This is a genomic window from Kribbella sp. NBC_01505, assembly GCF_045040285.1.
Taxonomy (GTDB): Bacteria; Actinomycetota; Actinomycetes; order Propionibacteriales; family Kribbellaceae; genus Kribbella.
In genome coordinates this window covers 3,526,070-3,550,649 of record NZ_CP109425.1, presented here as the reverse complement: position 1 = coordinate 3,550,649, position 24,580 = coordinate 3,526,070, and the positions used below count along the sequence as shown (strand labels likewise).

The following is a 24,580-nucleotide window of genomic DNA, read 5'->3' as shown; positions in this document are numbered from 1 at the left end:
GTCCGGACCTGCAGGGTGGCGCTCATGCAGCAGCTACCCCCGTGGGCGGACCCCGACGTACCTGAAGCGACCCTGGATCCGCAGGGGGTGTCGCGGCGGAACCTGATCCGCGGCGCCGGGCTGCTCGGCGCCGCCTTCACCGTGAGCACAGTTGCGGTGACCGCGGCCGGCGCGACGGAAGCGGCCGCCACCACGTCGTCGTACCAGGGTGGTAGTGACCCGGAGCTGGTCTACCTGGTCGGGGACCACCATGTGCACAGCCGGTACAGCCATGACGCGAAGTACGACTTCACGCAGCTGGCTCAGCGCGGCGCGCAGTTCGGGCTGGACTGGATGGCGTTCACCGAGCACAGCAACTTCGGGCACGCCGACAAGGGCGCCGCGGCCGAGAACGCGGAGGTTCTGAAGGCGCGGGCCGAGAATCCGCGGATGCTGATCTTCCAGGGCCTGGAGTGGTACATCCCGGCCGCTGAGCACGGCACGCTCCTGGTCGCGCCGGGCGCGAACAACGTCGCGCTGCTGCAGCAGTTCGAGCGTGAGTACGACGGGAAGCTGACGAACCGCTCGGGCGACACACCGGAGAACGAGCAGCACGCGATCAAGGGTCTGCAGTGGCTGGCCGCCCAGAAGCGCAGTGGGTTCGTCGACGACGTCCTGGTGCTGGCGAACCACCCGCTGCGGCTGGGCATCGACTCCCCGCACGAGCTCCGCGCCTGGCGCGACACCGGCGTCTGCATCGGCATGGAGGGTGCTCCGGGCTCGCAGGGCGACGCTGAGCCGGCCTGGGTGAAGTTCCGCGGTGCCACCAATGCGCAGCGCGGCGAGTACGTGAACAACCCTGGCACTGGGAGCTGGCCGGGCTTTCCTGGCGACGCTTATCGCACGTACGGCGGCTTCGACTGGGCGACCGCGACCGTCGGCGGGCTGTGGGACAGCATGCTGGCCGAGGGCCGACTGTTCTCGGTCACCTCGAACAGCGACAACCACCGGACCATCTGGGACACCTGGACCGACGGCGTGTTCCCGCCTGGGCAGAACTTCGACAGCCTCGGCTGGAAGCCCTCACCGACCAACACGGACACCCCGCAGGCCGGCAGCGACTTCTGGCCGGGGCAGTTCAGCCGGACGCACGTCGGGGTCGCGAAGTACGGCTACCTCGAGGTGATGGCCGCACTGCGCGCGGGCCGGGTGTGGGTGGACCACGGTCAGCTGGTCGACGGCATCGACGTACGGGTCGCTCCGGTCGGTTCTCGGCAGCGTGGTGTGACGCTGGGTGGACGGCTGCGGGTACGGCGTCATGAGCGGCTCGAGCTGCGGATCACCGTGACCAGCGCGTCCCGGCCGAACTTCCACGGCGTACTGCCGCGGCTGGCGCATGTGGACGTGATCCGCGGTGCGGTGACCGGTCCGGCCGCCACGCGGGACAGTTGGAAGGCACCCGACACCAGAGTGGTCGAGCAGGTCGATGTGCACCGCCGTACTGGGACTTATGACCTGTGCATCCCGCTGGGGCGGGCGGAGCACTCGCACTACGTCCGGGTGCGCGGCAGCGACGGCAACCGGCACGGCGTCGGGTATCTGGGCCGCAGCATCGACCCGGCCGGCCCGATCCAGCACCCGACGAACGACGGCGACCCGTGGCTGGACACCTGGCTCTACACGAACCCGATCTTCGTTGATGTCGTTTAGCTTGGAGTGGTGGGCAGACTGGTCGTATGAGAGACCAGCTGGCCCGGATGATCCTGACGAAGGTTGCGGGGCCGGACCCACAGGCTGAGCGCGACCGGGTGCACAAGACGCCCGGTCCGCGCTGGTTCGCGCCGGGCAGCCCGATCCAGCGGGTCCACGGGGATGCGTCGATGTTCGCGGGCGGTCTGCGCGCGCTGCTGCTGCAGTCGCTGCATCCGCTCGCGATGGCGGCGGTCTCGGCGCACTCCGGGTACCGCGGCGACCCGTGGGGGCGGCTGCAGCGGACCAGCTACTTCCTCGCTGTCACAACGTACGGCGCGGTGGCGGACGCGGAGGAGGCGATCGCCCGCGTCCAGTCCGTGCATGAGCGGGTCCGCGGGGCGAACTACCGAGCATCCGATCCACACCTGCTGAAGTGGGTGCACGTCGCTGAGGTGGACAGCTTCCTCACCGCGCATCAGGTGTACGGCGCGAACCCGCTCAGCGCCGCAGACCAGGACCAGTACGTCGCAGAGACCGCACTGGTGGCTGGGAAGCTCGGTGTGATCGACCCGCCGACCACTGTGGCCGAGCTGCGCCAGACACTCACCGACTACCAGCCCGAACTGCGCGGAACGACCGAAGCGCGGCAGGCGGCCCGCTTCATCCTCGTGCACCCACCAGTCCCGTGGGCCGCGCGCCCGGCGTACGGAATCCTCACCGCGGCCGCGGTCGGCCTGCTCCCGTGGTGGGCGCGCTGGCCACTCCGCCTGCCCTACTTCCCTTTGACAGAACAAACTCTGGTCCGAGCCGCCGGCGATGGCCTGACCCGGACAATCCGCTGGGCACTGACGTCACCGACGTTGGGAGAAACCGACAGATCGGCTTAACCGCCGGTAGGTTGTTCTCGTGCCGCTGCGTCCTCATCGTCCACTCCCCTTGGCTACGCCGGCGGGAGTCGAGGTGCTGACCCGGATCCTGACCCAGGGGCCGATCCCGCGGGTGGAGATCGCGCGGCGGACGGGACTGTCGCAGGCCGCGGTGACCAAGGCGGTCGCACCGCTGATCGAGGCGGGATTCGTCACCGACCAGGCGGCCGCGCCGATCGAGAGCGAGAACCACCTCGGGATGGTCGGCATCGGGCGGCCGGTCAGCCCGCTGACCGTCGTACCGCACAGCGTGTCCGTGATCGGCCTGAAGGTGACGCCGACCGATCTGATCGGCGTGACGACCGGCTTCACCGCCGGGATCCGGAAGGTCTGCCACCGGCCGCTGCAGAGCACCGACCCGAAGACCGTGATCGAGCAGCTGACCGAGCTGACCAAGGAGCTGATCGGCACCCTGAAGTCGGGGACCGAGGTGGTCGGTTCGGTGATCGGCGTCGGCGTGTCCGTCTCCGGCGATGTCGACGGGCTGCACGGCGTGGTCCGCGATTCGCCGTTCATGGGCTGGCGGGACGTGCCGCTGGCCGACCTGCTCGGCCGCCGGCTCAAACTTCCGGTGGTCGTGACGAACGACGTCCGCGCGCTGACCGTGGCCGAGCACTGGTTCGGGGTCGGGGTGGACGCCGACTCGTTCGCGGTGGTGACGATCGGCTCCGGGATCGGCTGTGGGCTCTACATCAACGGCGAGGTCGTCTCCGGCGCGTACGGCGTCTCCGGCGAGCTCGGTCATCTGCCGCTCGCGCCCGGCGACCTGGTCTGCACCTGCGGCCGGCGGGGTTGCGTCGAGACCGTGGCGTCGTCGGACGCGATCCTGAACCGGATCCGCGCGACGACCAAGCAGCCGAAGCTGGACCTGGCCGGCGCGATCAAGCTTGCGCACGAGGGGAACGAGCACGCCCGGGCCGCCTTCGACCGGGCCGGTGAAGTCATCGGCTCGGCGCTGGCCGCGATGGTGAACCTGGTCGGCCCCGAGCTGGTGGTGATCGCGGGTGAGGGCGTGGCGGAGTACGACCTGTACGAGGAGCGGATGCGGCAGGCCTTCGGTGAGCACGCCTTCGGCGCCGCCGGCGACTGCCGCCTGATGCTCCGGTCGCACACCTTCGACAACTGGGCCCGCGGCGCGGCAGCCACCGTCATCCGCACCTACGTCCGCGGCGAGCCACCACTGCAACGCTGACCCCGCCCGGCGAACCGGGCGGGTCCAGCAGGTCAGGTGCGGGCGGCGGCGAGGATCTTGCGCCAGACCTTTTTGTAGGCTTCGAGGCCGTCGGGTGCCAACGGGCCGTCCGGGCCGGCGGTGATGGAGACGCGCTCCGGGATGGACCCCCAGACCGGGATGCCCTCCTTGGCGTACTGCTCCATCAGGTCCTGGTAGGCGCGGGTGTACGTCCGGGCCGAGCAGATCACGACGCCGGCCGGGACATCGTCCGGAACCAGCTCGAGGACCGCCTTCACCCGGGGTGTCTCGACGCCGCCGACGCGGGTCGGGATGACGACGATCCGGGCCCGCTCGAGGGCCTTGTTCAGCAGCCGCTCGTGGGACGGCGGCATGTCGACGATGCCGATCCCCTCCGGTGGCACCTTGTCCAGCGCCTTGGTCAGCAGCCGCTCTGTCGGCGCCTCGGCAATCTCGATCCGGTTCAGGTTCGCGTCGTCCGAGGCATCGATCCAGTCGGCAGCGCTGCCTTGTGGATCCGCGTCGACCAGAGTGGCTGTGCGACGGTTGGAAGATGCCAGCGCGGCCAAGTACACCGACGTGGTTGTCTTCCCGACCCCGCCCTTCAGTGCAGCTGTCACGATGATCATGGAACCGACGCTACCGTGTTTCGCCGAAAATCCGGCGTGTCGTCGGCGTTGCTCCGCAAGCCCGTGATAATTGCCCACGGCCCCCTTGAACAAGCTCAACCCAACTTCAACCTGTCGGCGGAGAGTGATTGGTCGTGAACGAGCGGTACGACGGACGCCCCTTCCTCAAACTCGTGGACAGCTACGTGCTGTCCCTGATCGGCGAGCTGGACCCCGACACCGCCCTGTCGCTGGAGCAGCTCACGCCCAAACTCAACGAGACCTACGGCCTGTCCGGGGCGACCTGGCAAGAGGTGGTTCGCAGCCAACTGCAACTGCCGCCGGAGGTCGCCGGACAGGTGGTGGCGGGGTGGGCCGCTGAGCCTGGAGCGCCGGATCCGGTGGCGTGGAGCCAGTTCGTCGCCGACCAGATGATCGGGTAACCGAGCGTGCTGAGCCCGTCACCGGTTAGCGTGGTGGGGTGGATCGGCAGGAGGCATGGATGGGGACTCGGCGTGCGGTGCTCGGAGCGATCGGGCTCGGGATTGTGGTGACCGGGTTCGATCCGGTACGACGTTCCTGGGCGACCGACGGCGGCAACGTGGACCCGCTGCCCCCGCTGGACGGTCAGGTGCTCCTGGACGCGAGCAGCCGCGAGGGCGTGTCGCAGGACGCCGGGCGGTACGTGCAGAAGGTGCCGCAGGCGGTGCTCGTGCCTGGGTCGGTTCGGGACATCCAGGCGATGATCCGCTACTGCGTTCGCAATCGGGTGCGGGTGGCTCCGCGGGGGCTGGCCAACACCACGGACGGGCAGGGACTCGTTGGCGGTCTGCTGATCGATATGCGGGCGCTCAAGACGATTCACCGGATCGACGCGGACCGCGCGGTCGTGGACGCCGGGGCCGACTGGCTGGCGCTGACGAACGCCGCCCACGCCAAGGGCCTCACCCCGCCCGCACTGACCGGCTTCCTCGGGCTGACCTTCGGCGGGACGCTGTCGCTCGGCGGGATCCCGCCCGCGATCCAGTCCGGCGGGCAGGTCGACAGCGTGCTCGAGCTCGAGGTGGTCACCGGGACGGGTGAGCTCAAGCGCTGCTCCAAGACCCAGGACCGGGAGCTGTTCGAGGCGGTCCTGGCCGGCCTCGGTCAGTACGCCGTCATCACCAAGGCGACCGTGAAGCTCGGTCCGGCCCCGGCCAAGGTCCGCGGTCACGAGCTCGCGTACACCAGCTCGAAGGACTTCTTCAAGGACTTCAAGACGCTGATCAAGCGCGGTGAGATCAGCGAGATCTACGGCGACTGGTGGCGTCCCGGCGAGCACGGCGAGGTCAGCCACCTGAACGCCTTCACCTTCCACTCGACCGCGAAACCCCCGGTCGACGCCCAGATCCTCCGCGGCCTGACCAAGCCGCCGGCCGACGCCGTGGTCAGCCAGAACGACTTCCTCCCGCACGTCACCCGGATCGACGCCGCCGTCGAACAGCTCCGCGAGGCCCTCGACTGGGACCACCTCGCGAAGCCCTGGATGACCCTCTGGCTGCCGGAACGTTCCGTCGAGCAGTACGTGACCGAGGTCGTCAGCAAACTGACCCCGCGCGACATCGGCGCCGGCGGATTCGTGCTGCTCTACGCACACCGCCGTACCAAACTGACCCGCCCCTCACTCAGCCTCCCAGCCCCCGACGGCAGCGACTGGGTCTACCTCTTCACCCTCATGACCGCAGGCCCAGCCGGCGCCGGCCCCGACTTCGCCGCCGACATGCTGAAGCGCAACCGCCGCCTCTTCGACCAAGCCCGCGCCCTAGGCGCCACCCGCTACCCCATCGAGTCGACCCCCTTCACCAACCCCGACTGGCAACACCACTACGGCGACCGCTGGCCCCTCCTCCGCACCCTCAAACACAAACACGACCCAGCCGGCATCCTCACCCCAGGCCCCGGAATGTTCTGACCGTCTGGGTGCAGCCGCGAGTCCTGCTGCCGGTCATCTGCGGGGGGTCGTTGGAGACATTGCGTGGGGGGACGCCGGTGGGGTGGCTTGGGTCTGCGGATCAGGCCAGCGGGCGACGCGAAGGACATGAGGTAGTCGAAGGTTCCGTCGCAGTGCACGCTCAGCCGGTGGGACGGCCGGGCTGCACAACCGACCATTACGTGTCGTTCGCGGCACGCCGCCCGCACGCAACGGAGGACCAGGCGTGTCCCGAGCCGAATGTGCACGCTTTGCGTGGAGCTGCTGCCACATACCGGCAGCAATCGTCCGTGAACCTGTGCCGAGAGGTCCAAGCGACCGGAACCTGGTCGCTGACCTCGCCATCCCCTGAGTTACTGCGGTTGTGCGGTGATCTGCTGTCTCTGGGTGACAGCAGATCACCGCAACCACGCGCCAACTTGAACGGATACCCAGCCAAAGTGCCCGGCCACCGCTACCGACCCCACCCACTCGACCACCGGACCGCTAGCCGCGTGCACGCGACGAAGGAGCGGGCGTGCCCCGGAGCGAGGGGGTGCGAGCCTCGCTCCGGGTTGCGAGCTACTTGCCGAGCCAGGCGTCGACCTTGGGGCGGTTGGCGTTGACCCATTTCTCGGCGGCTGCGTCGGGGGTCATCTTGTCGACGGCGATCATCCGGGCGACGGTGTTCTGGTCTTCGTTGGTCCACTTGAAGTTCTTGACCAGGTCGTAGGCCGGGCTGTGCGAGTTGGAGAACTTCATCGAGACGATCTTGTCCAGGGTGTACGGCGGGTAGTCGCAGGCGATCTTCGCCGGGTCCGCGTCACAGCCGGGCTTGTACGGCGGGAGGTCGATCTTGACGAGTTTGACCTCGTTGAAGAACCACTGCGGCTCGTAGAAGTAGGCGAGCAGCGGCTTCTTGTCCTTCTCGGCGTCGCGGAAGGCCTGGATCAGGGCGGTCTCGCTGCCGCTCTGGACCACCTTGTAGTTCAGGTTCAGGTTCTTCACGAGCGCCTCGTCGTACGTCACGTACGACGGGTCGCCGTCGAGCAGCTGGCCCTTGCCGCCGGACTCCGAGGTCTTGAACAGGTCGGCGTACTTGTTCAGGTTCTTCGAGTCGGTGATGTCCGGGTACTTGGCCGCCATCCACGGCGGCACGTACCAGCCGATCAGGCCCAGGACGCCGGTCGGTCCGGCCTCGACCGCGACCTTGTCGGTCTGGATGTACTTCTTCTTCAGGTCCTCGTGGCCCCAGTTCTCCAGGTTCACGTCGACCTCACCGGTGGCGAAGCCCTGCCAGGCGATCTCTTCCTTGAGGTTCTTCTTCACCACCTTGCAGCCGAGGTCCTTGGTGGCGACGTACGCGACGACGGCCGCGTTCGCCTCGTACCCGACCCACGGGCTGACGGTCAGGTTGAAGCTGCCGCACTCCTTGCCGCCGGCGGCCGGCTTCTGCTCGTCACCGACCTTCGCTCCGCCGCAGCCGGCCAGGGCCAGGGCTGCGGCGGTCAGGACACCGGCGTACCGGAGTTTCTTCACTGCATGTCTCCTCTTGTGTGCTGTTTCGGTGCTGCCGCTTGGGTGATCCGGTCGAGCAGGACGCCGAGCAGGACGATCGCCAGACCGGCGGCCAGGCCCTTGCCGTACAGCTCGTTCTGCGCGAAGCCCGCCGCGACGTCGTACCCGAGGGCGCCGGCGCCGACCAGGCCGCCGACGACGACCATCGCGAGCACGTAGATCAGGCCCTGGTTGACCGCCAGGGTGATCGCCCGCCGGGCCACCGGCAGCTGCACCTTGCTGATCACCTGCCAGTTGCTGGAGCCTACCGAGTTCGCCGCCTCGACCGTCGCAACCGGGACCGCTTTGATGCCATCAGCAACGATCTTGGTCGTCACCGGTACGGCGTACACGACGGCGGCCGCGATCGCGGTGAACCGGCTGGTGCCGAACAGCGCCAGGAACGGGACCAGGTACACGAACGGCGGCATCGTCTGACCGGCGTCGAGGATCGGCCGGATGACCAGGTCGACCCGGCGGTTGCGGCCGGCCCAGACGCCGAGCGTGAGCCCGACGGCGACCACGACGACGGTGGCGAGCAGGGTCGAGGCCAGCGTGATCATGCTGTCCTGCCAGACCCCGGTCGCGACCAGCAGCCCGATGCAGACGATCGCCGGTACGGCGGCCTTCCAGCGACCGAGAATCGCGGCCACCGTGACCACGACCGCTCCGACCAACCACCACGGCGATCCGGTGAGCAGCGCCTCGAGCGGATTCAGCACGCCCTTGGTGACCGCGTCGCGAACGCCGTACGTGAAACCACCGAAGACGTCCTGGACCCACGTCGTGACATCGGCAGTGATCACGGCGATCCGCGAACCGATCCCGACCTCGGACGGGAACTCGGCCGCCCACACATAGGTCCGCGAGAACCAGATCGCGACCAGTACGCCGACCCCGCCCGCACCGAGCAGGACCTTCCGCCGCACACTCGCGGTCCGCCACGGCCGGTCACCGGCGGCGGTCGTCACGCGGTCGAGGACGATCGCGATCACCACGATCGCGAGCCCGGCGTTGAACGCGACACCGACATCCAGCGTCTGCAGCGCCTTGAGCACGGTCTGCCCGAGCCCAGGCGCGTCGATCAGCGCGGCGACGGTGACCATCGACAGCGCGGCCATGATCGTCTGGTTGATGCCGACGACGACCGTGCTGCGGGACATCGGCAGCAGCACCTTGGTCAGCGTCTGACCGCGGGTGGAGCCGAGTGAGCGGGAGGCCTCGACGCTCTCCGGCGGGACCGAGCGGATCGCGTGCGCGGTCAGCCGGACGGCCGGCGGCGCGGCGTAGATCAGGGTCGCGATCGTCGCCGCGGCCGGGCCGATCGCGAAGAACAGCGTCAGCGGCGCGAGATAGACGAACGTCGGCAGCGTCTGCATCAGGTCGAGAATCAGGGTCGCGACCTTGAACGCACGGTTGGACAGCCCGGCCCAGATGCCGAGCGGGATCGCGACGAGCAACGACAGCAGCACGGCCGCGATGGTCAGGGCGAGCGTGTCCATGCTCTCCTGCCACAGCCCCTGCAGCCCGACGAACGCGAGCCCGGCCGCGGTCAGCAGCGCGACCTTCCAGTTCCCGAAGGCCCAGGCCACGTACGCCGAGATCGCGACGACCCCGAGCCACCCGACGACCGGAACCGGGCGACCGAACGAAGGTTGCGACACCAGGTCCTGCAGCAGGACGACGAGGTTGCCGACCGCGGTCCGGATCGCGTCGAAGAAGACGTTCCCCTGGCCGACGAAGTCGCGGTTCTCGGTCAGCCAGCGGTGGAACCCGGTCGTCTCCTGACCGCCGAGCGGCAGGGTGTCGATCCCGCTGAGCAGGAAGTACGCGGCCACCCAGACAACGAGCAGCACGCCGATGACCACGCTGCGGCGAGGTCGACGTACCTCCACGTGCGTGTCGCTGGTTATCGCGGCCATCAGTCGGCCGGGCGGACGGACGGCTGTGAGTCGGCCGGACGGGCGGACCAGTGCGAGTCGGCCGGGTCCGCGACCACCGCGAGGATCTCCTCGTCTCCGATCACGCCGAGCAGCTGCCCGCCGTCGATCACCTTCACCGGGCGGTCCGACTCCAGGACCAGGCGGGTCGCCTCGCGGACCAGGACGTCCGGGCCGAGCTCGGGGCCGTCCAGCGCCTCGCCGTCGCGCGGCGGGCGGGCGATCCAGCGCAGGGTCAGTACGTCGGCGCGCGGTACGTCGCGGACGAAGTCCCGCACGTAGTCGTCGGCCGGTGCACCGACCAGCTCGTCGCCGGTGCCGAGCTGGATCGCGGCGCCGTCCCGCATCAGCAGGATCCGGTCGCCGAGCTTGAGCGCCTCGGACAGGTCGTGGGTGACGAAGACCATCGTCTTGCCGACCTCGCGGTGCAGGCGGACGACCTCGTTCTGCATCTCGCGGCGGATCAGCGGGTCGAGCGCGGAGAACGGCTCGTCGAAGAGCAGCACGTCGGGGTCGTTGGCGAGCGCGCGGGCCAGGCCGACGCGTTGCTGCATACCGCCGGAAAGCTGCTCGGGATACTTGTGCTCGTTGCCGGCCAGGCCGACCAGGTCGATGACCTCCTGGGCCCGGCGACGGCGGTCCGGCTTGCTCTCGCCGCGAACCTCGAGGCCGTACGACACGTTCTCCATCACCTTGCGGTGCGGGAGCAGCCCGAAGTGCTGGAACACCATCGAGAACTTGCTCCGCCGCAACTCACGCAACCGCTTCTCGTCGGCCGCGCGCAGATCCTCACCCTCGAAGATCAGACTGCCCGCGGTCGGCTCGATCAACCGGGTCAGGCAGCGGACCAGCGTGGACTTGCCCGAACCGGACAAGCCCATCACCACGAACACCTCGCCCGGTGCCACGTTGAAGCTCAGGTCGCGGACAGCCGCCGTACAGCCGGTCTTCGCGGCCAGGGCGGCGCGGTCGAGCGACGCCAGCTCCGGCCGGCGGGGGACGCGCTGCGCCTTCGGGCCGAACACCTTCCACAGGCCTTGGATCGACAACAGCGCGTTGTCGTCGTCGATCTCGGGATACTCGAGCTGAGCGGTCACGGGTCCCTCCCGAGATTTGTCGTGAACCGCGACTGTATCCAACGAGCAGTCCCCGGGTGTCTTCCTGGGGTGTTTGTCTCGTCAGCTAGCAGGTCATCTACGGCTGGTACGGCGGCGCTTCGCCCCAGCCCCAGTGTGGAACCGGCGCCTTCGGCGGGGGCGTGGCACCGGGTTGCGAATTGGCCAGTGCGATCCGGGTGCCCCACTCGACGTACGCGACGAACGCACTCCGGAACTCCGGGTCGTCGGGCAGCCCGGCCGGATCCGCACTCGCCGCGATCAGCGCGGCCCACCGCGACCGCTGCTCTTCGGTCAACTGCAGCCCGATGTGGTGCGACAACATCGCGGGATAACCACCGAGCTCCTCGGTGTATCGCTCAGGCCCGCGAAACACCTCCCCGAGCCACAGCGCCACGTGCTCCCGATGCTGATCACTCATATGCGCGAACACCGGCGCAAGGATCGGGTCCTCGAGCACCCGGTCGTAGAACACCTCGGTCAGCCGCCGCAGCGCCACATGCCCGCCGGCCCACTCGTACAGCGTCGGAGTAGTCACGTAATCATGTAATCACAACTGGAGTGCACTGGCGATGACGAGCTGCTCGGGGGCGAACTCTTCTTCCCAGATGACGTTCTGGAGGACGCGGCCGGCGGTCCAGGCGAGGGCTCGGGGGCGGTCGATGCCGGTGATGTCGAGCATGAGGTCGAAGCGGTCGCGGATCGCCTGGTGGAGGTCGCCGGTTGCAACGAGGTCGTCCCAGCGGTTGTGCAGGACCTGGAAGAGTTCGAACGCGGGGTCGCCGGCCAGTGGCTTCGGGTCGATCACCAGCCAGGGCTGGCGGTCTGCGGCGAGGACGTTGCCGTAGTGCAGGTCCCAGTGGAGGAGGCGGTCGCCGGATTCGGGGATCAGTTCGCGGACCTGCGCGGCGTACCGGTTGACGAGCTGCTGCTCGGCCGGGTCGTCGAGCTTGAGGTCGGCGGCGTCCTCGACCATCTCGGCGGCGATGTCGGCGAGGGTGCGGACCTCCGGTGGGGCGGGGACCACGATCAAGCGGGCCATCAGCTCGGCGAGGATCCGGGTGGCCTCGACGTGATCGGGTACGGCGTTCAGCGTCCGGTCCTGCAGGCGTTCCAGCAGCAGGGTCGCAGTCGCCGGATCGTCTTCGAGCACCTCGACCACGTCGTCGGGGGACCAGGTGCGGAGGGCGAGCGCCTCGGCCTCGCTCTCGTCGTTGCGCGGCTGCAGCTTCAGCATCGCCTCGGTGCCGTCCCGACGGACCACGGGGACGATCAGTGAGGCGGCGCCGTTGAGGAAGCCGCCGGTCTGGGTGAGCTCCCAGCGGGCCACGTACTCGTCGAGCTGCGCCGGCAACGCGGCCAGCCACTCCGGCGACTCGTCCTGGTGCGACTCGATCAGCTGCGGCGGAATCACGATCACCCTCGGCACAGTAGGTGCTCAGGCGTTCAAGGCGGACCGCCCCCACTGATCAAAAGCCCTCGGCGCCGGTATTCGGCCGCGGGTTGAGCGTGAACGAGCGGGCGCCACCGCCATTGGTAAGTGCTGGCGGTCCGCGTCCGCCCGGCGCACATGTGGTTGGCTCTTCCCGTGACTGAGGTGGAGCGTCGGCACAGGCGCGTGCAGCGGATCGTTGCGGTTGTGTACGTCGGGATTCCGGTGGTGCTGCTGGCGATCGTGGCGTGGGTGAGTTCGCGCGGTCCGGCGGCGGCGTGGATCGGGTTGGTGCTGCCGGTCGCGATGCTGGTGATCGGGTTGGTGCTGTTGCCGCGGCATCGGTACCAGCCGCGGTGGTGGGCCGGGGTCGGCGGGTTGCTCGGTGCGCTGACCGGGCTGATCGCGACGCTCTACCCGCTGGTGATCGGGGTGTGGTGGCCGGCGATTCTGGCCATCCCGGCCGTGATCCTCGGGCTGCTGGTCGGGCTGCTGCTCGCTCGCCGCGCAAACCTGGCCCTGCTGGTCCCGGTCGTGCCCGAGCTGGCGGAGTCGCCGTACGAGCTGGTGTTCCAGGTGCGCGGAGCGCCGCTCGCGACGGTCCTGCTCGGCGCGGACACGATCCAGATCCGCAGCTCGCCGACCGCGCGGAACGAGGACCAGACGCGCAGCTATCCGCTGAGCGCGATCACCGGGACGTTCGAGGCGTCGCTGAGTGGTGCGGAGCGGCTCAAGTTCCCGATCGCGCTGACCGCCGTCGGAACGCCCGGGCCGGCGGTGATCCTGCAGGCGTCGGGCGAGGACTGGGTGCTGCCGACGAACGAGGCGGCGATCCTCATCGAGCTCTTGGATCGCCGCCGAAACAAGCCTTAGTTACCGGCGGCCGCGCGCTCCTTGGCGGCGGTCTCGGCCTTCTCGGCCTGCCAGCCGTCCTCGTTCTTGCCGACGCGCCAGTAGCCGGAGACCGAGACGCGGTCGCGGGACAGCCCGCGGTCGGTGAACAGGTGCTTGCGGATCCGGAAGACGAACCCGGCCTCGCCGTGCACGAACGCCTGCACGACACCCTCGGGGAACGTGAGCGCCTCGACCGCGGCGACCAGGCCGTCGCCCCGGCCTCCAGCGGCGGTGGCCCGATGGAACCAGGTCAGCTCCACCTCGCCGGCGCCGCTGAACTTCTGCTCCTCGGTCTCGTCCTCGACCTCGACCAACACGGTCGCCTTCGCGCCCGGCGGCAGCTGCTCGATCGCGGCGCCGATCGCCGGCAGCGCGCTCTCGTCACCGACCAGCAGGTGCCAGTCGGCCGACTCCTCCGGCGCGTAGCCGCCGCCGGGGCCGGTGTACCAAGCGACGTCACCCGGCTGGGCCGCCGCGGCCCACGGGCCGGCGATGCCTTCGTCACCGTGGTAGACGAAGTCGATGGTCAGCTCTCTGGCGGCCTCGTCGAAGTTGCGCACTGTGTAGGTCCGCATCGTCGGCCACTGCTCGGACGGGAACGTCTCCCGGATCACGCCCATGTCGAGCGGCTCCGGATACTCGACGCCGTCCTTGCCGAAGAGCAGCTTCACGTAATGGTCGCTCGTTCCGTTGTCGACGAAGTCGTCGGCGGTGAGCACCACTCTGATCATGTGGGGCGTGATCCGCTCGGTACGACGGACCACGGCCCGCTTACACGTGCGGTTACGGCGGGGTGCGGGGCTGGCCACTGGACCACGGTCCTCTCAAGCGGAAGTTAGGTCTACCTAACTCAGGCTAACCCACGCACCCCAACCGAAGACAAACTCAGAGGCCCTTGATGAAGAAGGTCGGCGTGACGCCGGCGATCTTGTTGTAGCAGGCGGGCAGATCAACCCGGTAGGGAATGTCACCCTTGTACGCCGGTTGCGCGTTGAGGGTGAAGCGGCTGCTGGAGCGAACGGTGGCCGTGCCGACGGTCCGCCACGCGGTCTTGCCGTACAGGCGCTGGAGGTTGACCTTGCAGCCGGCGCCGTTGGTGACGCGGCCGTCGACGGGGACGATGGTGCCTACGGGTGCGCTGGTCCTCGACGGGGTGGCCGAGACGCCGGCCGGGCGCTTGACCAGGGCGGCGATCCCGCCGACCGGTGCCGGGTTGCCCGGGAGCATCATGCAGTGGACCCAGTCGGCGTTCGGCGAGGCGGCGTACTTGAGGGTGATGTTGCCGTTGACGTCGCTCAGGGTCGTCGCGGTGCTGGGGCTCTCGGTGCAGGCGTTGTCCTCGCGGACCCACAGCTTCAGCTTGGTGCCGTAGGGCTTGCCGGTCTGCGAGTCGGTGACGGTGTACCGGATCGTCCACGGCTTGTCGTACGGCACGACCTTCGGCGTGATCAGCGCGGTGAGCTTCGGGACGTGGACGCCGGTGACGACCAGCTTTGGCGGGTCGACGACCGGGTCGGCCTCGCCGTCATCCACGCCGAAGATGTACTGACCGTCGTACACACCGGCCGGCTCGATGGTGCCGTTGGCCGTGGACGGCACGTTCAGGGTGCCGCGCCAGAGACCGGGCGAGCCGGCGACCAGCTTCAGCGGCGTTGTGTAGAACTCGCCTTCGGGACCGCTACCGCTGACCCGCTTGAACTTCACATAGACGGATTCGCCGTGGCCGGAACCCGCGACGGTGACGGTGACCGGCACGGTGTTGAGCGACGAGACCGCGAGGCTCCCGCGGCTCAACGTCACCTTCGCCGGGTTCGCCTTGACCGGTGCAGCGGGTGCGTTGGGTGCGGCCTGTGCGGCCTGCGCAGCACCGAACACCAGCCCCGCGGCCAGAACAGCTGTCAGAACTCGCATCAGATCCCCTTGATCGTGAAGGTCTTGCTGACGCCTGCGATCATGTTGCGGCAGGCCGGAAGTTGAGCGCGGTAAGGGATGTTGCCCTGGTACGCCGGTTGCGCGGTCAGCGTGAATCGCGAGCTGGAGCGGACCTTCGCCGTACTGACGGTGCGCCAGGCGGTGGCGCCGTACAGACGCTGCAGGTTGACCGTGCAGCCGCTCGCGGTGGCGGCCTTGCCCTCGACCGGCACGACCGCACCGACCGGAGCGCTCGTCCGCGACGGAACGGCCGAGATGACCGGCACGCTCGGGACGGAGGTGGCCAGCCGGGCGATCGACGCCGGGTTGCCGGGGAGCTGCAGGCAGTACAGGGCCGCGGTGTCGCTCGCCTTGACGGTGACCGCGCCGTTCAGATCGGAGAGCACCGTCCGACCGGTCTGGCCCTCACTGCCGCAGGCACCCTTGGCCGGTGTCATCCGGATCCGGGGGCCGTACGGCTTGCCCGTCTGGGAGTCGGTGACCGTCCACTTCAGCGTGAACGGCTTGCCCGCGGGCACCCTCTTCGGCGTGAAGGTCGCGCTGATCTTGGGGATGTGCGTTCCCAGCACCTTGAGCGTCGGCGCGGCGACCCCGTTGACCTCGTGCGGATTGTCGACCGGGCACAGCAGGCAGTGGAAGCGGCCGGCGACCACCTGGGTGGCCTTGATCGTGCCGTTGACCGTCGACGGCACGTTCACCACGCCCTGCCACTTGTCGCGCATCAACTCTCCCTCGAGCAGCTTCAGCGGCTCCGAGTAGAGCAGGGGCGCCGCTCCATCCTCCCGCGCGAATCCGACATAGAACGTGTCGAATCCAGTCGGCTCGGCCGCGGCCCAGACTGTGACCGTGACCGGGACAGTGTTGAGCGACGAGACCGCGATCTTGCCGCGGTTCAGCGTCAGTGACTTGAGCTCGAATTCCGGCGGGGTCGCGTGCGCGACCGGCGCCGTACCGAGCGTCATGAACGTCAACGCGGCTGCGAGGAGCGCCGCGGGCAAGCGTCGGTTCTTCATGGCTCAAGAATGAGGCCGCCCGCGAACTCCACTAGACCAGAATTCAGAGGCCTTTGATCGTGAACATCTTGCTGAGACCGGCCAGGTAGTTGTAGCAAGCCGGGAACGACACCCGGTAGTAGAGGTCGCCCCTGTACGCCGGTTGCGCGGTCACCGTGAAGCGGCCGCTCTGCCGGACGGTGGCGCTGCTGACCGTGCGCCAGGCCGTCTTGCCGTACAGGCGTTGGAGGTTGACCGCGCAGCCCTGCGGAGCGCCACCGACCTTGCCCTCCACCGGAACGATCGAACCGACCGGAGCGCTCGCCCGGGACGGAGTCGCCGAGACGATGCCCGGACGGTTGATCGCTGCCGCCAGACCGTCCGACGGCGCCGGATAGTTGGGGATCTGCAGACACTTGGCCCAGTCGCCGGTGTCCGCGGCGTACGTCTTGGTCACGTATCCCTGGGTGTCGGTGTAGGCGACCGGGCCACCGAACTGCTCCACACACCCGTTGTCGACCGGCAGCCAGACCTTCAGCTTGGTGCCGTACGCCTTCCCGGTCTGCTTGTTGATCACCGACCAGCGGATCGAGTACGGCTGACCGAACGGCACCGGGTTCGGAATCACCCGGTAGCTGATCCGCGGCTGGTTGGTACCGATCACCGTCAGCACCGGCCCGTCCGAGACCGGGGTCGGATCGATCATGTCACCGGTCCCGGACCGGTACGCCCCCTCCTGGACATGGGTGAGCCGGAACTTCCCGTTCCCGGTGGACGGCACGTTCACGACCCCCCGCCAACTGCCGTTCGCCGTCGTACCGGCGTACCGCTTGAGCGGCATCGAGATCAGGTCCTGCGTACCGCTGCCACTGAACAGCTTCAGGAACACGAACAACGTGGTGTCCGGACCCGCGTCAGGATAGGTGTACTTGGCATCGACCTCGACGGTCACCGGGACCGTGTTGAGCCCGGTGACCGCAACCGGCGTCGTCCGAGGGATCCGGGTCGCCAGCACGATCAGGAAGTCATCCGGGTCCGCTTGCGCGGTCGGCGCACTGAGCGCCATACCCACGAGCGGCAGTGCGAGAAGCGCTGCAAGTACTCTTTTCATCGAGATCACTCGTCTCATCCGCATGCTCAGGTTCCGCTGATGACGAACATCTTGCTGAGACCGGCCAGGTAGCCGTAGCAAGCCGGGAACGACACCCGGTAATAGATGTTGCCCTTGTACGCCGGTTGCGCGCTCAGCGTGAACCGGCCGCTCTGCCGGACCTTCGCCGTACTGACCGTGCGCCAGGCGGTCTTGCCGTACAGGCGTTGAAGGTTCACCGCGCAGCCCTGCGGAGCGCCACCGACCTTGCCCTCCACCGGAACGATCGAGCCGACGGGGGCGCTGGTCTTCGACGGCGTGGCCGAGACGATGCCAGGGCGTCTGACGAACAGCGACAGGAACGCGGACGGGGACGGCTGGGCGGGGATCTGCAGGCAGTTGAGGGCGTCGGCGGCAGCCGCGGGATACGCCTTGGTCACGGAGCCTTTGGTGTCGGTCAGGTAGGTCGGTCCGCCGAACTGCTCGACGCAGCCGTTGTCGATGGGCAACCAGACCTTCAGCTTGGTGCCGTACGGCTTACCGGTCGATCCGTTGATCACCGTCCAGCGAATCGAGTAGCCCTTGCCGAACGGGACCGGGTCCGGGAGCACCTGAGCGGTGAGCTTCGGGAGGTTGGTGCCGTTGACGGTCAGGACCGGGCCGTTCGGGACCGGGGTCGGGTCGGTCATGTCACCGCTGCCGGGCCAGAAGCTCCCGACCATCACATCGGTCAGCTGGAACTTGCCGTTCGCCGTCGAGGGCACGTTCACGACACCACGCCACTTGCCGTTCTGCGTCGTTCCCTCGTACCGGGTGAGCGGCATCGTGTACAGGTCCTGCAGCTGCCCAGTGCCTGCGGTGCGGTGCAGGATCGCCCAGAGCGTCATACCGGGGTTCGCATCGGCCCAGGCGTACTTCGCGTCGACCTCGACGGTCACCGGAACCGTGTTGAGCCCGGTGACCGCGACTGGTGTCGTCCTGATGATCCGGGCCGCCGTCACCGTCAGGTCCGGGTCCGGAGCTGCCTGCGCGGCGGGGACGCCCAGCGCCACACCCACCAGCGACGCTGTGAGAAGCGCCGCAACCACTCGTCTCATCCGCATACCGCTCAGCGTGCTGCCGGGTCACCCCCTCCGCCTACCCGCAGGCCGAAGTCCTGCGCGATGAGGCGAAGAGGGTGTACCGGAATCAGACGCCGGTGATGGTGAAGTTCTTGCTCACGCCGGCCAGGACCTGGTGGCAGGCGGGGAACTGCACGCGGAAGGTACCCGCGCCCTTGGCGGTGATCGGCGCGGCGAGCGTGTAGCGGCCGTTCACGCGCACCTTCGCACTGCTCTGGGTGCGCCACTGGGTCTTCCCCGACAGCCGCTGCAGGTTGACCGTGCACTCGTAGGTGAACCCGTACACCTTGCCGTTGACGGCGACCGTCGTACCGACCTTGGCGCTGGTCTTCTCCGGCGTCGCAGCCACGACACCCGGGCGGTTCGGGGCCAGCGCGTAGATCTCGCTCGGCGCCTGGGTGGTCGGAATCAGCAGGCAGTTCAGCTGGTCGGCGTCGGCCGCGGCGTAGTTGACGACGAGCGCGCCGGCGGCATTGGTCCGCGCCGCGCCCGGCGAACCCTTGACCTCGAGACAGCTCGGCCCCTTGGTCGCGAGCACCGTCAGACGCGTCCCGTACGGCTTTCCGGTCGAGGTGTCGATGATTTTCCAGGTGATCGAGTACGGCTTACCGAACGGCACCGGGTTCGCACTGACCGTGCGCGTGATCCGCGGGACGTGCAGCCCCTGCACCGCGAACTTCGGGCCCCAGATCGGCGCGGAGTCGTACTTCCCGTCGCTGTACGTCCCGGTGTAAACACCCGCGACCGCACCGGTCGCGCGCAGGTTGCCGTCCGCGGTGGACGGCACGTTCACGATGCCCTGCCAGGTCCCGTCCGTGCCGGTGCCGTCGATCAGCTTGAGCGGCTCGGAGACCACCCACGTCGAGGCGAACTGCGAGTCGTAGCTTTCGAACTCCGCGTACATCGGCTGGTTCGGCTTGCCGAGCTTGTAGGTCGCCTTCAGGGTCACGGTGACCGGCGCCGTCTTCAGGCCGGAGACGGAGACACTCGTCTTGTCGAAGGTCACGGACTGGACCTGCAGGTCCAGCGGCTCTGCGGTGGCCGGGACGGCGCTGAGCGCCGTACCCATCAGGGTGACGACGCCCAGAGCGGTCAGGATGGTGCGAGTCTTCATACCGCCATGGTCCAGAAAACGGGGCTCACGGCAATCACCTCAGCCGGAGGATGTGGGCAACCGCACACAGCTCAGAGTCCGGTGATCGTGAAGGGTTTGCTGGTCGACGTGACGAACTGATTACAGGCAGGCAATTCGACGCGGTAGGGAATCTTGCCTCGGTAGGCAGGAGTAGCGGTCAGGGTGTAGCGGCCGCTCACCCGCACTCCGGCCGAATTCACCGTCCGCCACGCGGTCTTGCCGTACAGACGCTGCAGGTTGATCGGGCAGAATCTCGGCGGGCCGGCGGCCGAGCCGTTGACGGCGACGTTCGTACCGACCTTCGCGGAGGTCTTGGCCGGGACCCCCGACACCCCACCGAGGCGCCCGAAATCGGCTCCCGCGCCCAAGCTCGGGTACGGGTCGGTGTACCTGACGAAACAGTTCAGCGCCTCCGCGTCCGAGGCCAGGTAGGACTTGATGTAGTTGCCAGCAGCATCGGTCTTGATCAACGGCCCGGGGGGCCATTCGGCACAGCGCGAATCGACGCCGGCATGACCGGTGATCGGCAAGCCGTACGGCTTGCCTCTCGGCTCAGGGCCAGATGGAGGGGATCCATTCGGGGTGGTCGATGAAGGGGTTTCGGTTGTGTTGGTAGGTGGTGTAGATGACTTCGTTGCGGCGCTTTTCGAAGGCGTCGGGTGGGTCGGCGGCGGCCCAGGCCTTGAGGACGGTGAGTTTGCCGATGGCGGGGGCGCTGCCGTTGTTGACGGAGTTGTTGGGTTCCAGGTTGGCGAAGCCGTCGCCGCCGTCGTAGCGGACGGCCATGTAGAGGATCATCCGGGCGACGTCGCCGCGGACGGCGGCGCGGGGGGCGAAGGAGTCGGTGTCGGCGGTGCAGCCGGGGCATTCGGCGACGGCGGTGCCGCCGTTGTCGAAGTCGAGGTTGCCGCGGGCGGAGTTGACCGAGACGTCCTCGGGGCGCAGGTGGTGGATGTCGGTGCCGGGACCGGTCGCCGTACCGAAGTCGCCGTGGGACTTGGCCCAGACGTGTTCACGGTTCCAGTCATTGGCGCCGCCGCCGTTGGTGGTCTTGCTCTGCGAGCGGCCGGAGTAGATCAGGATGACGTTGTTGCTGTTCGCCGGGTCCTGGTCGGTGTCCTTCAGGGCGTTCCAGGCCTGGTCGTAGGTGAGCTTGGTCTGGCTCGAGATGATCGTGTGCAGCGCCGACTTCAGCGCCGCGCCGCTCTTGCCGGCGGCGGCCGCGTAGTAGTCACCGGGGTCCGGCGGATCACCCGGATCCGAGCTGCCGCCACCGGTGAACGCGGTCGCGTCCTTCAGCCCGGGATGCGTGAAGTACGCCGCCAGCGTGCCGGTGACCGTGATCTGCTTCCCCAGCAGGCTCGGGTTGCTCTGCAGCCCGTACGACGCGCGGAACGCGGCCGGGATCTGCACATACAGCATCGACCCCGTACTCGTCTGGCTCGCGGAGTCCGCGAGAGCGAGTGCGTAGTCGCTCGGATAGTTGCTGCGGACCACCGTGTTGGTAGCGGTCGGCTGCCCGACCACATACCCGGTGACTGAAGCGGTAGAGCTGTCCTGCCGGCCGATCGCCGTCGCAACGGTGATCGGGGTCGCGGCGGTCGACGGCGTGATGCCGAAGCCGAACAGCGCGAGGACAGCGGTGAGGATCAGGACCGGGCGGAGCGAGCGGGCCACAGCGACTCCCAGGGCGGTTGGGTCGGTCGCAGGTCAGTTTGCCCGCACGCCCGGTCCGGCGAAACGTCTCAGCCCCTGAAGATTGCCGGACGATCCGGCAAACCAACGGGGTCAGCGCAACTGCACGATTGCCCCGACCGACCCGAACCCGGCCGTCGCCGGGAAGACCGAGTACACACCGGCCGGCAGAGCCTTCGGGCCACAGCCCTGCACCGTCATCGTCGCGGTGAAGTGGACCTTTTCACCCCGCGTGCGCGAGGTACTGCCCGCGAGAGGTTTGATCTCGCCCCGGCCGACCACTGCCTGGCCGCCCTTCTCCATCAGTACGTACCGCTGCGGCGCTTTGTCCTTGTACAGCTTGATCTGGTACGCGCTCGTGCTCGTCACTTGGACATCCCCGGACCATACGTTCTGACCGGTCTTCGGGAGGATCGCCCGCAGGTCCATCGGGAGATCACGGTCGCCGGCTGTCGGCGGAGTCCGCGGACCGCAATCCACTCCTGCCACGGATCCGCCACCACTGACCGGAGCGTCGGCCGGCGAACCGGCACCTGGCAGTACGGCGTACGCGCCGACTGCGAGTGTGGTGACCGCGGCAACCCCGCCGGCACCGACGACCGCCGTACGGACGCGTCGGCGGCGGCGGATGGTCGGGATGAGCGCACTGCCGTCGACACTCACGTTCTCGGCCTCGGCGGCGGCACTGCGGAGCAGTTCTTTCAGGTCGTTCATTTCATCGTCTCCTCGGGTACGGCGAGCTGGGTGGCGAGCTTCACGTGGGCATCGGACAGGTGGCGTTTGACCGTGCCTTGCGCGCAGCCGAGCTGTTCCGCGATGTCGGGGACGGTGAGGTCCTCGTAGTACCGGAGCACCACGCAGGCCCGCTGCTTGGGTGACAGCGTCGCCAGGGCCTGCCGTACGACGTCCGTCAGCAGGCGGTCCTCGTCGTGGTGTTCGGCCGGGTGCACCAGCAGGTGCCGTTTGGCTCGCCACAGTCCGGCCCGCCGACGTCCGTCGACGAACTGGTTGAGCATGGCGCGCCGTACATAACCCTCGAGGGCGGTGACGTCGTTCCCGACCCGCATCCGGCTGAAGACCCGCAGCAGCGCGTCCTGGACCAGATCGGCGGCAGCGGCCGACTCACCGGTCAACAGATAGGCGTACGCCCGCAGAGCGCCGCCGCGAGCAGCCAGCAACTCTTCGAAGGCCCGTTCCCAGTCCGCCATCCCGCACCCGTTCTCTCGGTTCAGCTTGCGAAGACCAAGACGATCCAGGGTGCCCGAGCGTTGGGGGCAAGAGTGTTTGAGTCGGTGGGGCGGTGAACGAGTGAGTGTCGTTCGCCGCCCCACCTAGGTGGGTGGGCCCCCATCAGGCCGTGGCTCTCACCGCGGGCTGCTTGCCCATCCACCAGTGAGGTGCCACTGGCGGGCGGTACCTCACCGTCGAAAGTACGGAGGCGTCCTCCGTCATGGCGTGGTGCGGACGCCGTTTACGGACCGTACTCAGTCCGACACAGGTTGTCCATGGGCAAAACAGCCATCTCACGTGCTGACCGGGTCGCTGTCTCAGCAGTTGATCGTGTCCTGGTGGGTCGTACTGGCGGACCGGAAGTTGTTGACGCGAGTGGTGATCTGGGCAGGCGTCAAAGTTTCGTTCTTCGCGTAGTAGACCCAGTCGGCCGACTGGACGTACGTGCTGGTGCCACCGGTATGTCCGTCGAGATCGATGAACCACTGGTTGTAGTTCAGCGTCATCGGCCGCCGCGGGTAGACGTTGTGGCCGGCGTCGTCGGTGGTGTGGTCGGCGGCCAGCGAGCCGTCGATGTAGTACTTCACATGCCCGCCCGCGACCACGGTCACCAGCGTGTGCCAGCCGGCGTGGCTGAAGTTCCGCGCGGTGCTCTTGCGCCAGCCGTCGAACGGGTCCACCTGGTAGGTGTTCCAGCTGGTGATGAAGTTGACCGGACCGGTCTCACCCCAGCCGCCGTTCGGCAGGTACTCCGAGATGTCGAGCTCCGAGTACGTCGGCTCCCAGTCGTAGTCGAGCGGGGAGATCGTGTAGAAGGTCTGGTTGACGTGGTCGCCGTCGTTGCCGCTGGTCGGGGTGTCGCTGAACTTGAACCGGGTCGCGTAGGTGCCCTCGAAGAAGCGCAGGGCGTTCTGCTGCACCTGCGCCTGCGTCGTACCGCCGGTCGTGCCGTTCGTGGCGGCTTTGAGCTGCAGCGACTTCTGGCCGTCGACGGTCGGGAACGTGACGTTCGCGGCGGTCCACGTGTTCGGGATCCCGGGGCCGCCGGAGCCGGTGCGGACGCTCCAGTCGTGACCGGTGAAGTTCGGGTCGGTCCGCGACGAGTAGTTGAAGTCGTCGAAGAACGCGCCACAAGCCGTCGCCTTGCCGGCCGACTCGGGGCGGGCACTCGCGGTGGTCGCCGTACCGGCGGCGAGGGCGGCCAGTACGACGGCCGCGGCGGTGATGCGGGTCTTGCGCGATCGAGTCATCGGGTTCACACCTTCGGTTCTCGGGGCGGGCAATCTCCAACCGAGGGTGGTCTATCCAATTGGTAAAGTCAATGCGTAATCCAGGCTCAGAATTCCGCCGGGAGTGGTTCGGAAATGCGGGATGACGTTTACCACTGGTAAGATTTCGGGATGCGAAGGACGGAAGCGCGCGACCAGCTGCTGCGCCTGATCGAGGAGCGGAACCCGGGTGAACCGCTTCCTTCGGAGCGGATGCTGAGCGAGACCCTGGGCGTCTCCAGGCCGACGTTGCGCGCCGCCCTGGACGACCTGGCCCGCGACGGCCTGGTCACCCGCGAGCACGGCCGCGGCACGTTCACCAACGCGCGCCGGATCCAGCAGGAGCTTGAGCCGACTCCTAGCGGCGACTTCCAAGCTCCACTGGCGGAGGGGTCGCCCTGGCCAAGTCAGCTGCTGAGTTTCGAGGTCGGCCCGGCCGGCGCGCGGCTCGGTCAGCGGATGGAGATGTCACCCGGCGACGAGCTGGTCACGGCGGTCCGGTTGCGGCTCGTGGACGGCGCCCCGATGTGCATCGAGAAGATCCGCATCCCCTGGGCCTACGTCACCGGAATCACCGGGCGGGACTTCGAGATGGGTTCGCTCTACGGCCTGCTGCGGACGCGGTACGCCGTTGCCCCGAAGGACGCCGTACAGACGGCTGAGCCGACTGTGACGGATGCACAGGAGGCCGAGATCCTCGGCGTACCGCTGCATTCACCGGCGCTGCTCTTCGAGCGCACCACGCGGAACGCCGACCACGCGGTGATCGAGTACACGCGCTCCATCTATCGCGGAGACCGGTACCGGATCACGACGCGGCTGACGTTCGACTAG

General features: G+C 68.2%; 24 protein-coding genes. 7 read left to right on the top strand and 17 right to left on the bottom strand.

Features of this window, described 5'->3' with window-relative positions:
• Positions 1-24 precede the first annotated feature (24 nt).
• Genes OG474_RS16770 through OG474_RS16760 form a run of 3 tightly spaced genes read left to right on the top strand, consistent with a single transcriptional unit; the run spans position 25 to position 3,789 of the window.
• Positions 25-1,689, top strand: a complete 1,665-nt coding sequence (locus OG474_RS16770) for a PHP domain-containing protein (protein ID WP_405063226.1) — start codon at positions 25-27, stop codon at positions 1,687-1,689.
• Positions 1,690-1,715: 26 nt separating this feature from the next.
• Positions 1,716-2,558, top strand: a complete 843-nt coding sequence (locus tag OG474_RS16765) for an oxygenase MpaB family protein (RefSeq protein WP_405063225.1) — start codon at positions 1,716-1,718, stop codon at positions 2,556-2,558.
• A gap of 19 nt (positions 2,559-2,577) precedes the next feature.
• Entirely contained in the window at positions 2,578-3,789 is a 1,212-nt protein-coding gene (locus OG474_RS16760) for an ROK family protein (protein WP_405063224.1), read from the top strand.
• 32 nt (positions 3,790-3,821) lie between these two features.
• Here OG474_RS16760 and OG474_RS16755 read toward each other — a convergent pair whose 3' ends face one another.
• A complete protein-coding gene (locus OG474_RS16755) occupies positions 3,822-4,418 on the bottom strand; it encodes a ParA family protein (RefSeq protein WP_405063223.1) in 597 nt (198 codons plus the stop codon).
• Positions 4,419-4,552: 134 nt separating this feature from the next.
• Between OG474_RS16755 and OG474_RS16750 the strand changes: the two genes are divergently transcribed.
• Both OG474_RS16750 and OG474_RS16745 read left to right on the top strand, forming a co-directional pair.
• Positions 4,553-4,840: a hypothetical protein gene (locus tag OG474_RS16750; protein WP_405063222.1), complete on the top strand. Its 288-nt coding sequence runs from the start codon at positions 4,553-4,555 to the stop codon at positions 4,838-4,840.
• Positions 4,841-4,899: 59 nt separating this feature from the next.
• Positions 4,900-6,348, top strand: a complete 1,449-nt coding sequence (locus OG474_RS16745; RefSeq protein WP_405063221.1) for an FAD-binding protein — start codon at positions 4,900-4,902, stop codon at positions 6,346-6,348.
• 579 nt (positions 6,349-6,927) lie between these two features.
• On the opposite strand, the gene OG474_RS16740 is transcribed toward OG474_RS16745, so the two are convergent.
• From OG474_RS16740 to OG474_RS16720, 5 genes are all read right to left on the bottom strand, one after another.
• Positions 6,928-7,884 carry an ABC transporter substrate-binding protein gene (locus tag OG474_RS16740; protein ID WP_405063220.1) on the bottom strand — a complete coding sequence of 319 codons (957 nt, stop codon included), beginning with the start codon at positions 7,882-7,884 and terminating at the stop codon, positions 6,928-6,930.
• Complete coding sequence (locus OG474_RS16735; protein ID WP_405063219.1) at positions 7,881-9,797, bottom strand: ABC transporter permease subunit; 1,917 nt, start codon at positions 9,795-9,797, stop codon at positions 7,881-7,883. Before OG474_RS16735 ends, OG474_RS16740 begins: the two co-directional genes overlap by 4 nt.
• Positions 9,798-9,823: 26 nt before the next feature.
• Positions 9,824-10,939, bottom strand: coding sequence for a glycine betaine/L-proline ABC transporter ATP-binding protein (locus OG474_RS16730; RefSeq protein WP_405063218.1), 1,116 nt, complete (start codon positions 10,937-10,939; stop codon positions 9,824-9,826).
• 97 nt (positions 10,940-11,036) lie between these two features.
• The gene (locus OG474_RS16725) at positions 11,037-11,495 is read right to left on the bottom strand and encodes a group II truncated hemoglobin (RefSeq protein ID WP_405063217.1); all 459 of its coding nucleotides are present in this window, start codon (positions 11,493-11,495) and stop codon (positions 11,037-11,039) included.
• 12 nt (positions 11,496-11,507) lie between these two features.
• Positions 11,508-12,386 (bottom strand): aminoglycoside phosphotransferase family protein, encoded by an 879-nt coding sequence (locus tag OG474_RS16720; protein ID WP_405063216.1) that lies wholly within the window; start codon positions 12,384-12,386, stop codon positions 11,508-11,510.
• Positions 12,387-12,545: 159 nt separating this feature from the next.
• On the opposite strand from OG474_RS16720, the gene OG474_RS16715 reads away from it, so the two are divergent.
• Positions 12,546-13,262, top strand: coding sequence for a hypothetical protein (locus OG474_RS16715; RefSeq protein WP_405063215.1), 717 nt, complete (start codon positions 12,546-12,548; stop codon positions 13,260-13,262).
• Here the strand turns inward: OG474_RS16715 and OG474_RS16710 are convergent.
• The 11 genes from OG474_RS16710 to OG474_RS16660 form a co-directional block, all read right to left on the bottom strand.
• Positions 13,259-14,047, bottom strand: a complete 789-nt coding sequence (locus OG474_RS16710; protein ID WP_405064587.1) for a siderophore-interacting protein — start codon at positions 14,045-14,047, stop codon at positions 13,259-13,261. The two genes, OG474_RS16715 and OG474_RS16710, sit on opposite strands and share 4 nt — an antisense overlap.
• Before the next feature lie 121 nt (positions 14,048-14,168).
• On the bottom strand, positions 14,169-15,194 hold the full coding sequence (locus OG474_RS16705; protein ID WP_405063214.1) for a hypothetical protein: 1,026 nt from the start codon (positions 15,192-15,194) through the stop codon (positions 14,169-14,171).
• Complete coding sequence (locus OG474_RS16700; RefSeq protein ID WP_405063213.1) at positions 15,194-16,228, bottom strand: hypothetical protein; 1,035 nt, start codon at positions 16,226-16,228, stop codon at positions 15,194-15,196. The genes OG474_RS16705 and OG474_RS16700 overlap by 1 nt, the downstream gene beginning before the upstream one ends.
• A 43-nt stretch (positions 16,229-16,271) precedes the next feature.
• Complete coding sequence (locus OG474_RS16695; protein WP_405063212.1) at positions 16,272-17,318, bottom strand: hypothetical protein; 1,047 nt, start codon at positions 17,316-17,318, stop codon at positions 16,272-16,274.
• A 26-nt stretch (positions 17,319-17,344) separates the two neighbouring features.
• Positions 17,345-18,400, bottom strand: a complete 1,056-nt coding sequence (locus OG474_RS16690) for a hypothetical protein (RefSeq protein WP_405063211.1) — start codon at positions 18,398-18,400, stop codon at positions 17,345-17,347.
• Positions 18,401-18,485: 85 nt separating this feature from the next.
• On the bottom strand, positions 18,486-19,532 hold the full coding sequence (locus tag OG474_RS16685) for a hypothetical protein (RefSeq protein ID WP_405063210.1): 1,047 nt from the start codon (positions 19,530-19,532) through the stop codon (positions 18,486-18,488).
• A gap of 71 nt (positions 19,533-19,603) precedes the next feature.
• Positions 19,604-20,083, bottom strand: a complete 480-nt coding sequence (locus OG474_RS16680; protein WP_405063209.1) for a hypothetical protein — start codon at positions 20,081-20,083, stop codon at positions 19,604-19,606.
• A 22-nt stretch (positions 20,084-20,105) separates the two neighbouring features.
• Positions 20,106-21,230, bottom strand: a complete 1,125-nt coding sequence (locus OG474_RS16675) for an endonuclease (protein WP_405063208.1) — start codon at positions 21,228-21,230, stop codon at positions 20,106-20,108.
• A gap of 111 nt (positions 21,231-21,341) precedes the next feature.
• Positions 21,342-21,962 carry a hypothetical protein gene (locus OG474_RS16670; protein WP_405063207.1) on the bottom strand — a complete coding sequence of 207 codons (621 nt, stop codon included), beginning with the start codon at positions 21,960-21,962 and terminating at the stop codon, positions 21,342-21,344.
• Positions 21,959-22,456 (bottom strand): SigE family RNA polymerase sigma factor, encoded by a 498-nt coding sequence (locus tag OG474_RS16665; RefSeq protein WP_405063206.1) that lies wholly within the window; start codon positions 22,454-22,456, stop codon positions 21,959-21,961. Before OG474_RS16665 ends, OG474_RS16670 begins: the two co-directional genes overlap by 4 nt.
• Positions 22,457-22,795: 339 nt before the next feature.
• Positions 22,796-23,728, bottom strand: coding sequence for a glycoside hydrolase family 16 protein (locus tag OG474_RS16660; protein ID WP_405063205.1), 933 nt, complete (start codon positions 23,726-23,728; stop codon positions 22,796-22,798).
• Between the two features lie 150 nt (positions 23,729-23,878).
• On the opposite strand from OG474_RS16660, the gene OG474_RS16655 reads away from it, so the two are divergent.
• Positions 23,879-24,580 (top strand): GntR family transcriptional regulator, encoded by a 702-nt coding sequence (locus OG474_RS16655; RefSeq protein WP_405063204.1) that lies wholly within the window; start codon positions 23,879-23,881, stop codon positions 24,578-24,580.

What these genes read in the sequence shown, in the direction of transcription:
- OG474_RS16660 (WP_405063205.1), bottom strand. Translation starts at nt 23,728, where the DNA reads ATGACTCGATCGCGCAAGACCCGCATCACCGCCGCGGCCGTCGTACTG.
- OG474_RS16705 (WP_405063214.1), bottom strand. Translation starts at nt 15,194, where the DNA reads ATGCGAGTTCTGACAGCTGTTCTGGCCGCGGGGCTGGTGTTCGGTGCT.
- OG474_RS16655 (WP_405063204.1), top strand. Translation starts at nt 23,879, where the DNA reads ATGCGAAGGACGGAAGCGCGCGACCAGCTGCTGCGCCTGATCGAGGAG.
- OG474_RS16770 (WP_405063226.1), top strand. Translation starts at nt 25, where the DNA reads ATGCAGCAGCTACCCCCGTGGGCGGACCCCGACGTACCTGAAGCGACC.
- OG474_RS16765 (WP_405063225.1), top strand. Translation starts at nt 1,716, where the DNA reads ATGAGAGACCAGCTGGCCCGGATGATCCTGACGAAGGTTGCGGGGCCG.
- OG474_RS16695 (WP_405063212.1), bottom strand. Translation starts at nt 17,318, where the DNA reads ATGAAAAGAGTACTTGCAGCGCTTCTCGCACTGCCGCTCGTGGGTATG.
- OG474_RS16685 (WP_405063210.1), bottom strand. Translation starts at nt 19,532, where the DNA reads ATGAAGACTCGCACCATCCTGACCGCTCTGGGCGTCGTCACCCTGATG.
- OG474_RS16745 (WP_405063221.1), top strand. Translation starts at nt 4,900, where the DNA reads ATGGGGACTCGGCGTGCGGTGCTCGGAGCGATCGGGCTCGGGATTGTG.
- OG474_RS16665 (WP_405063206.1), bottom strand. Translation starts at nt 22,456, where the DNA reads ATGGCGGACTGGGAACGGGCCTTCGAAGAGTTGCTGGCTGCTCGCGGC.
- OG474_RS16670 (WP_405063207.1), bottom strand. Translation starts at nt 21,962, where the DNA reads ATGAACGACCTGAAAGAACTGCTCCGCAGTGCCGCCGCCGAGGCCGAG.
- OG474_RS16700 (WP_405063213.1), bottom strand. Translation starts at nt 16,228, where the DNA reads ATGAAGAACCGACGCTTGCCCGCGGCGCTCCTCGCAGCCGCGTTGACG.
- OG474_RS16690 (WP_405063211.1), bottom strand. Translation starts at nt 18,400, where the DNA reads ATGCGGATGAGACGAGTGGTTGCGGCGCTTCTCACAGCGTCGCTGGTG.
- OG474_RS16755 (WP_405063223.1), bottom strand. Translation starts at nt 4,418, where the DNA reads ATGATCATCGTGACAGCTGCACTGAAGGGCGGGGTCGGGAAGACAACC.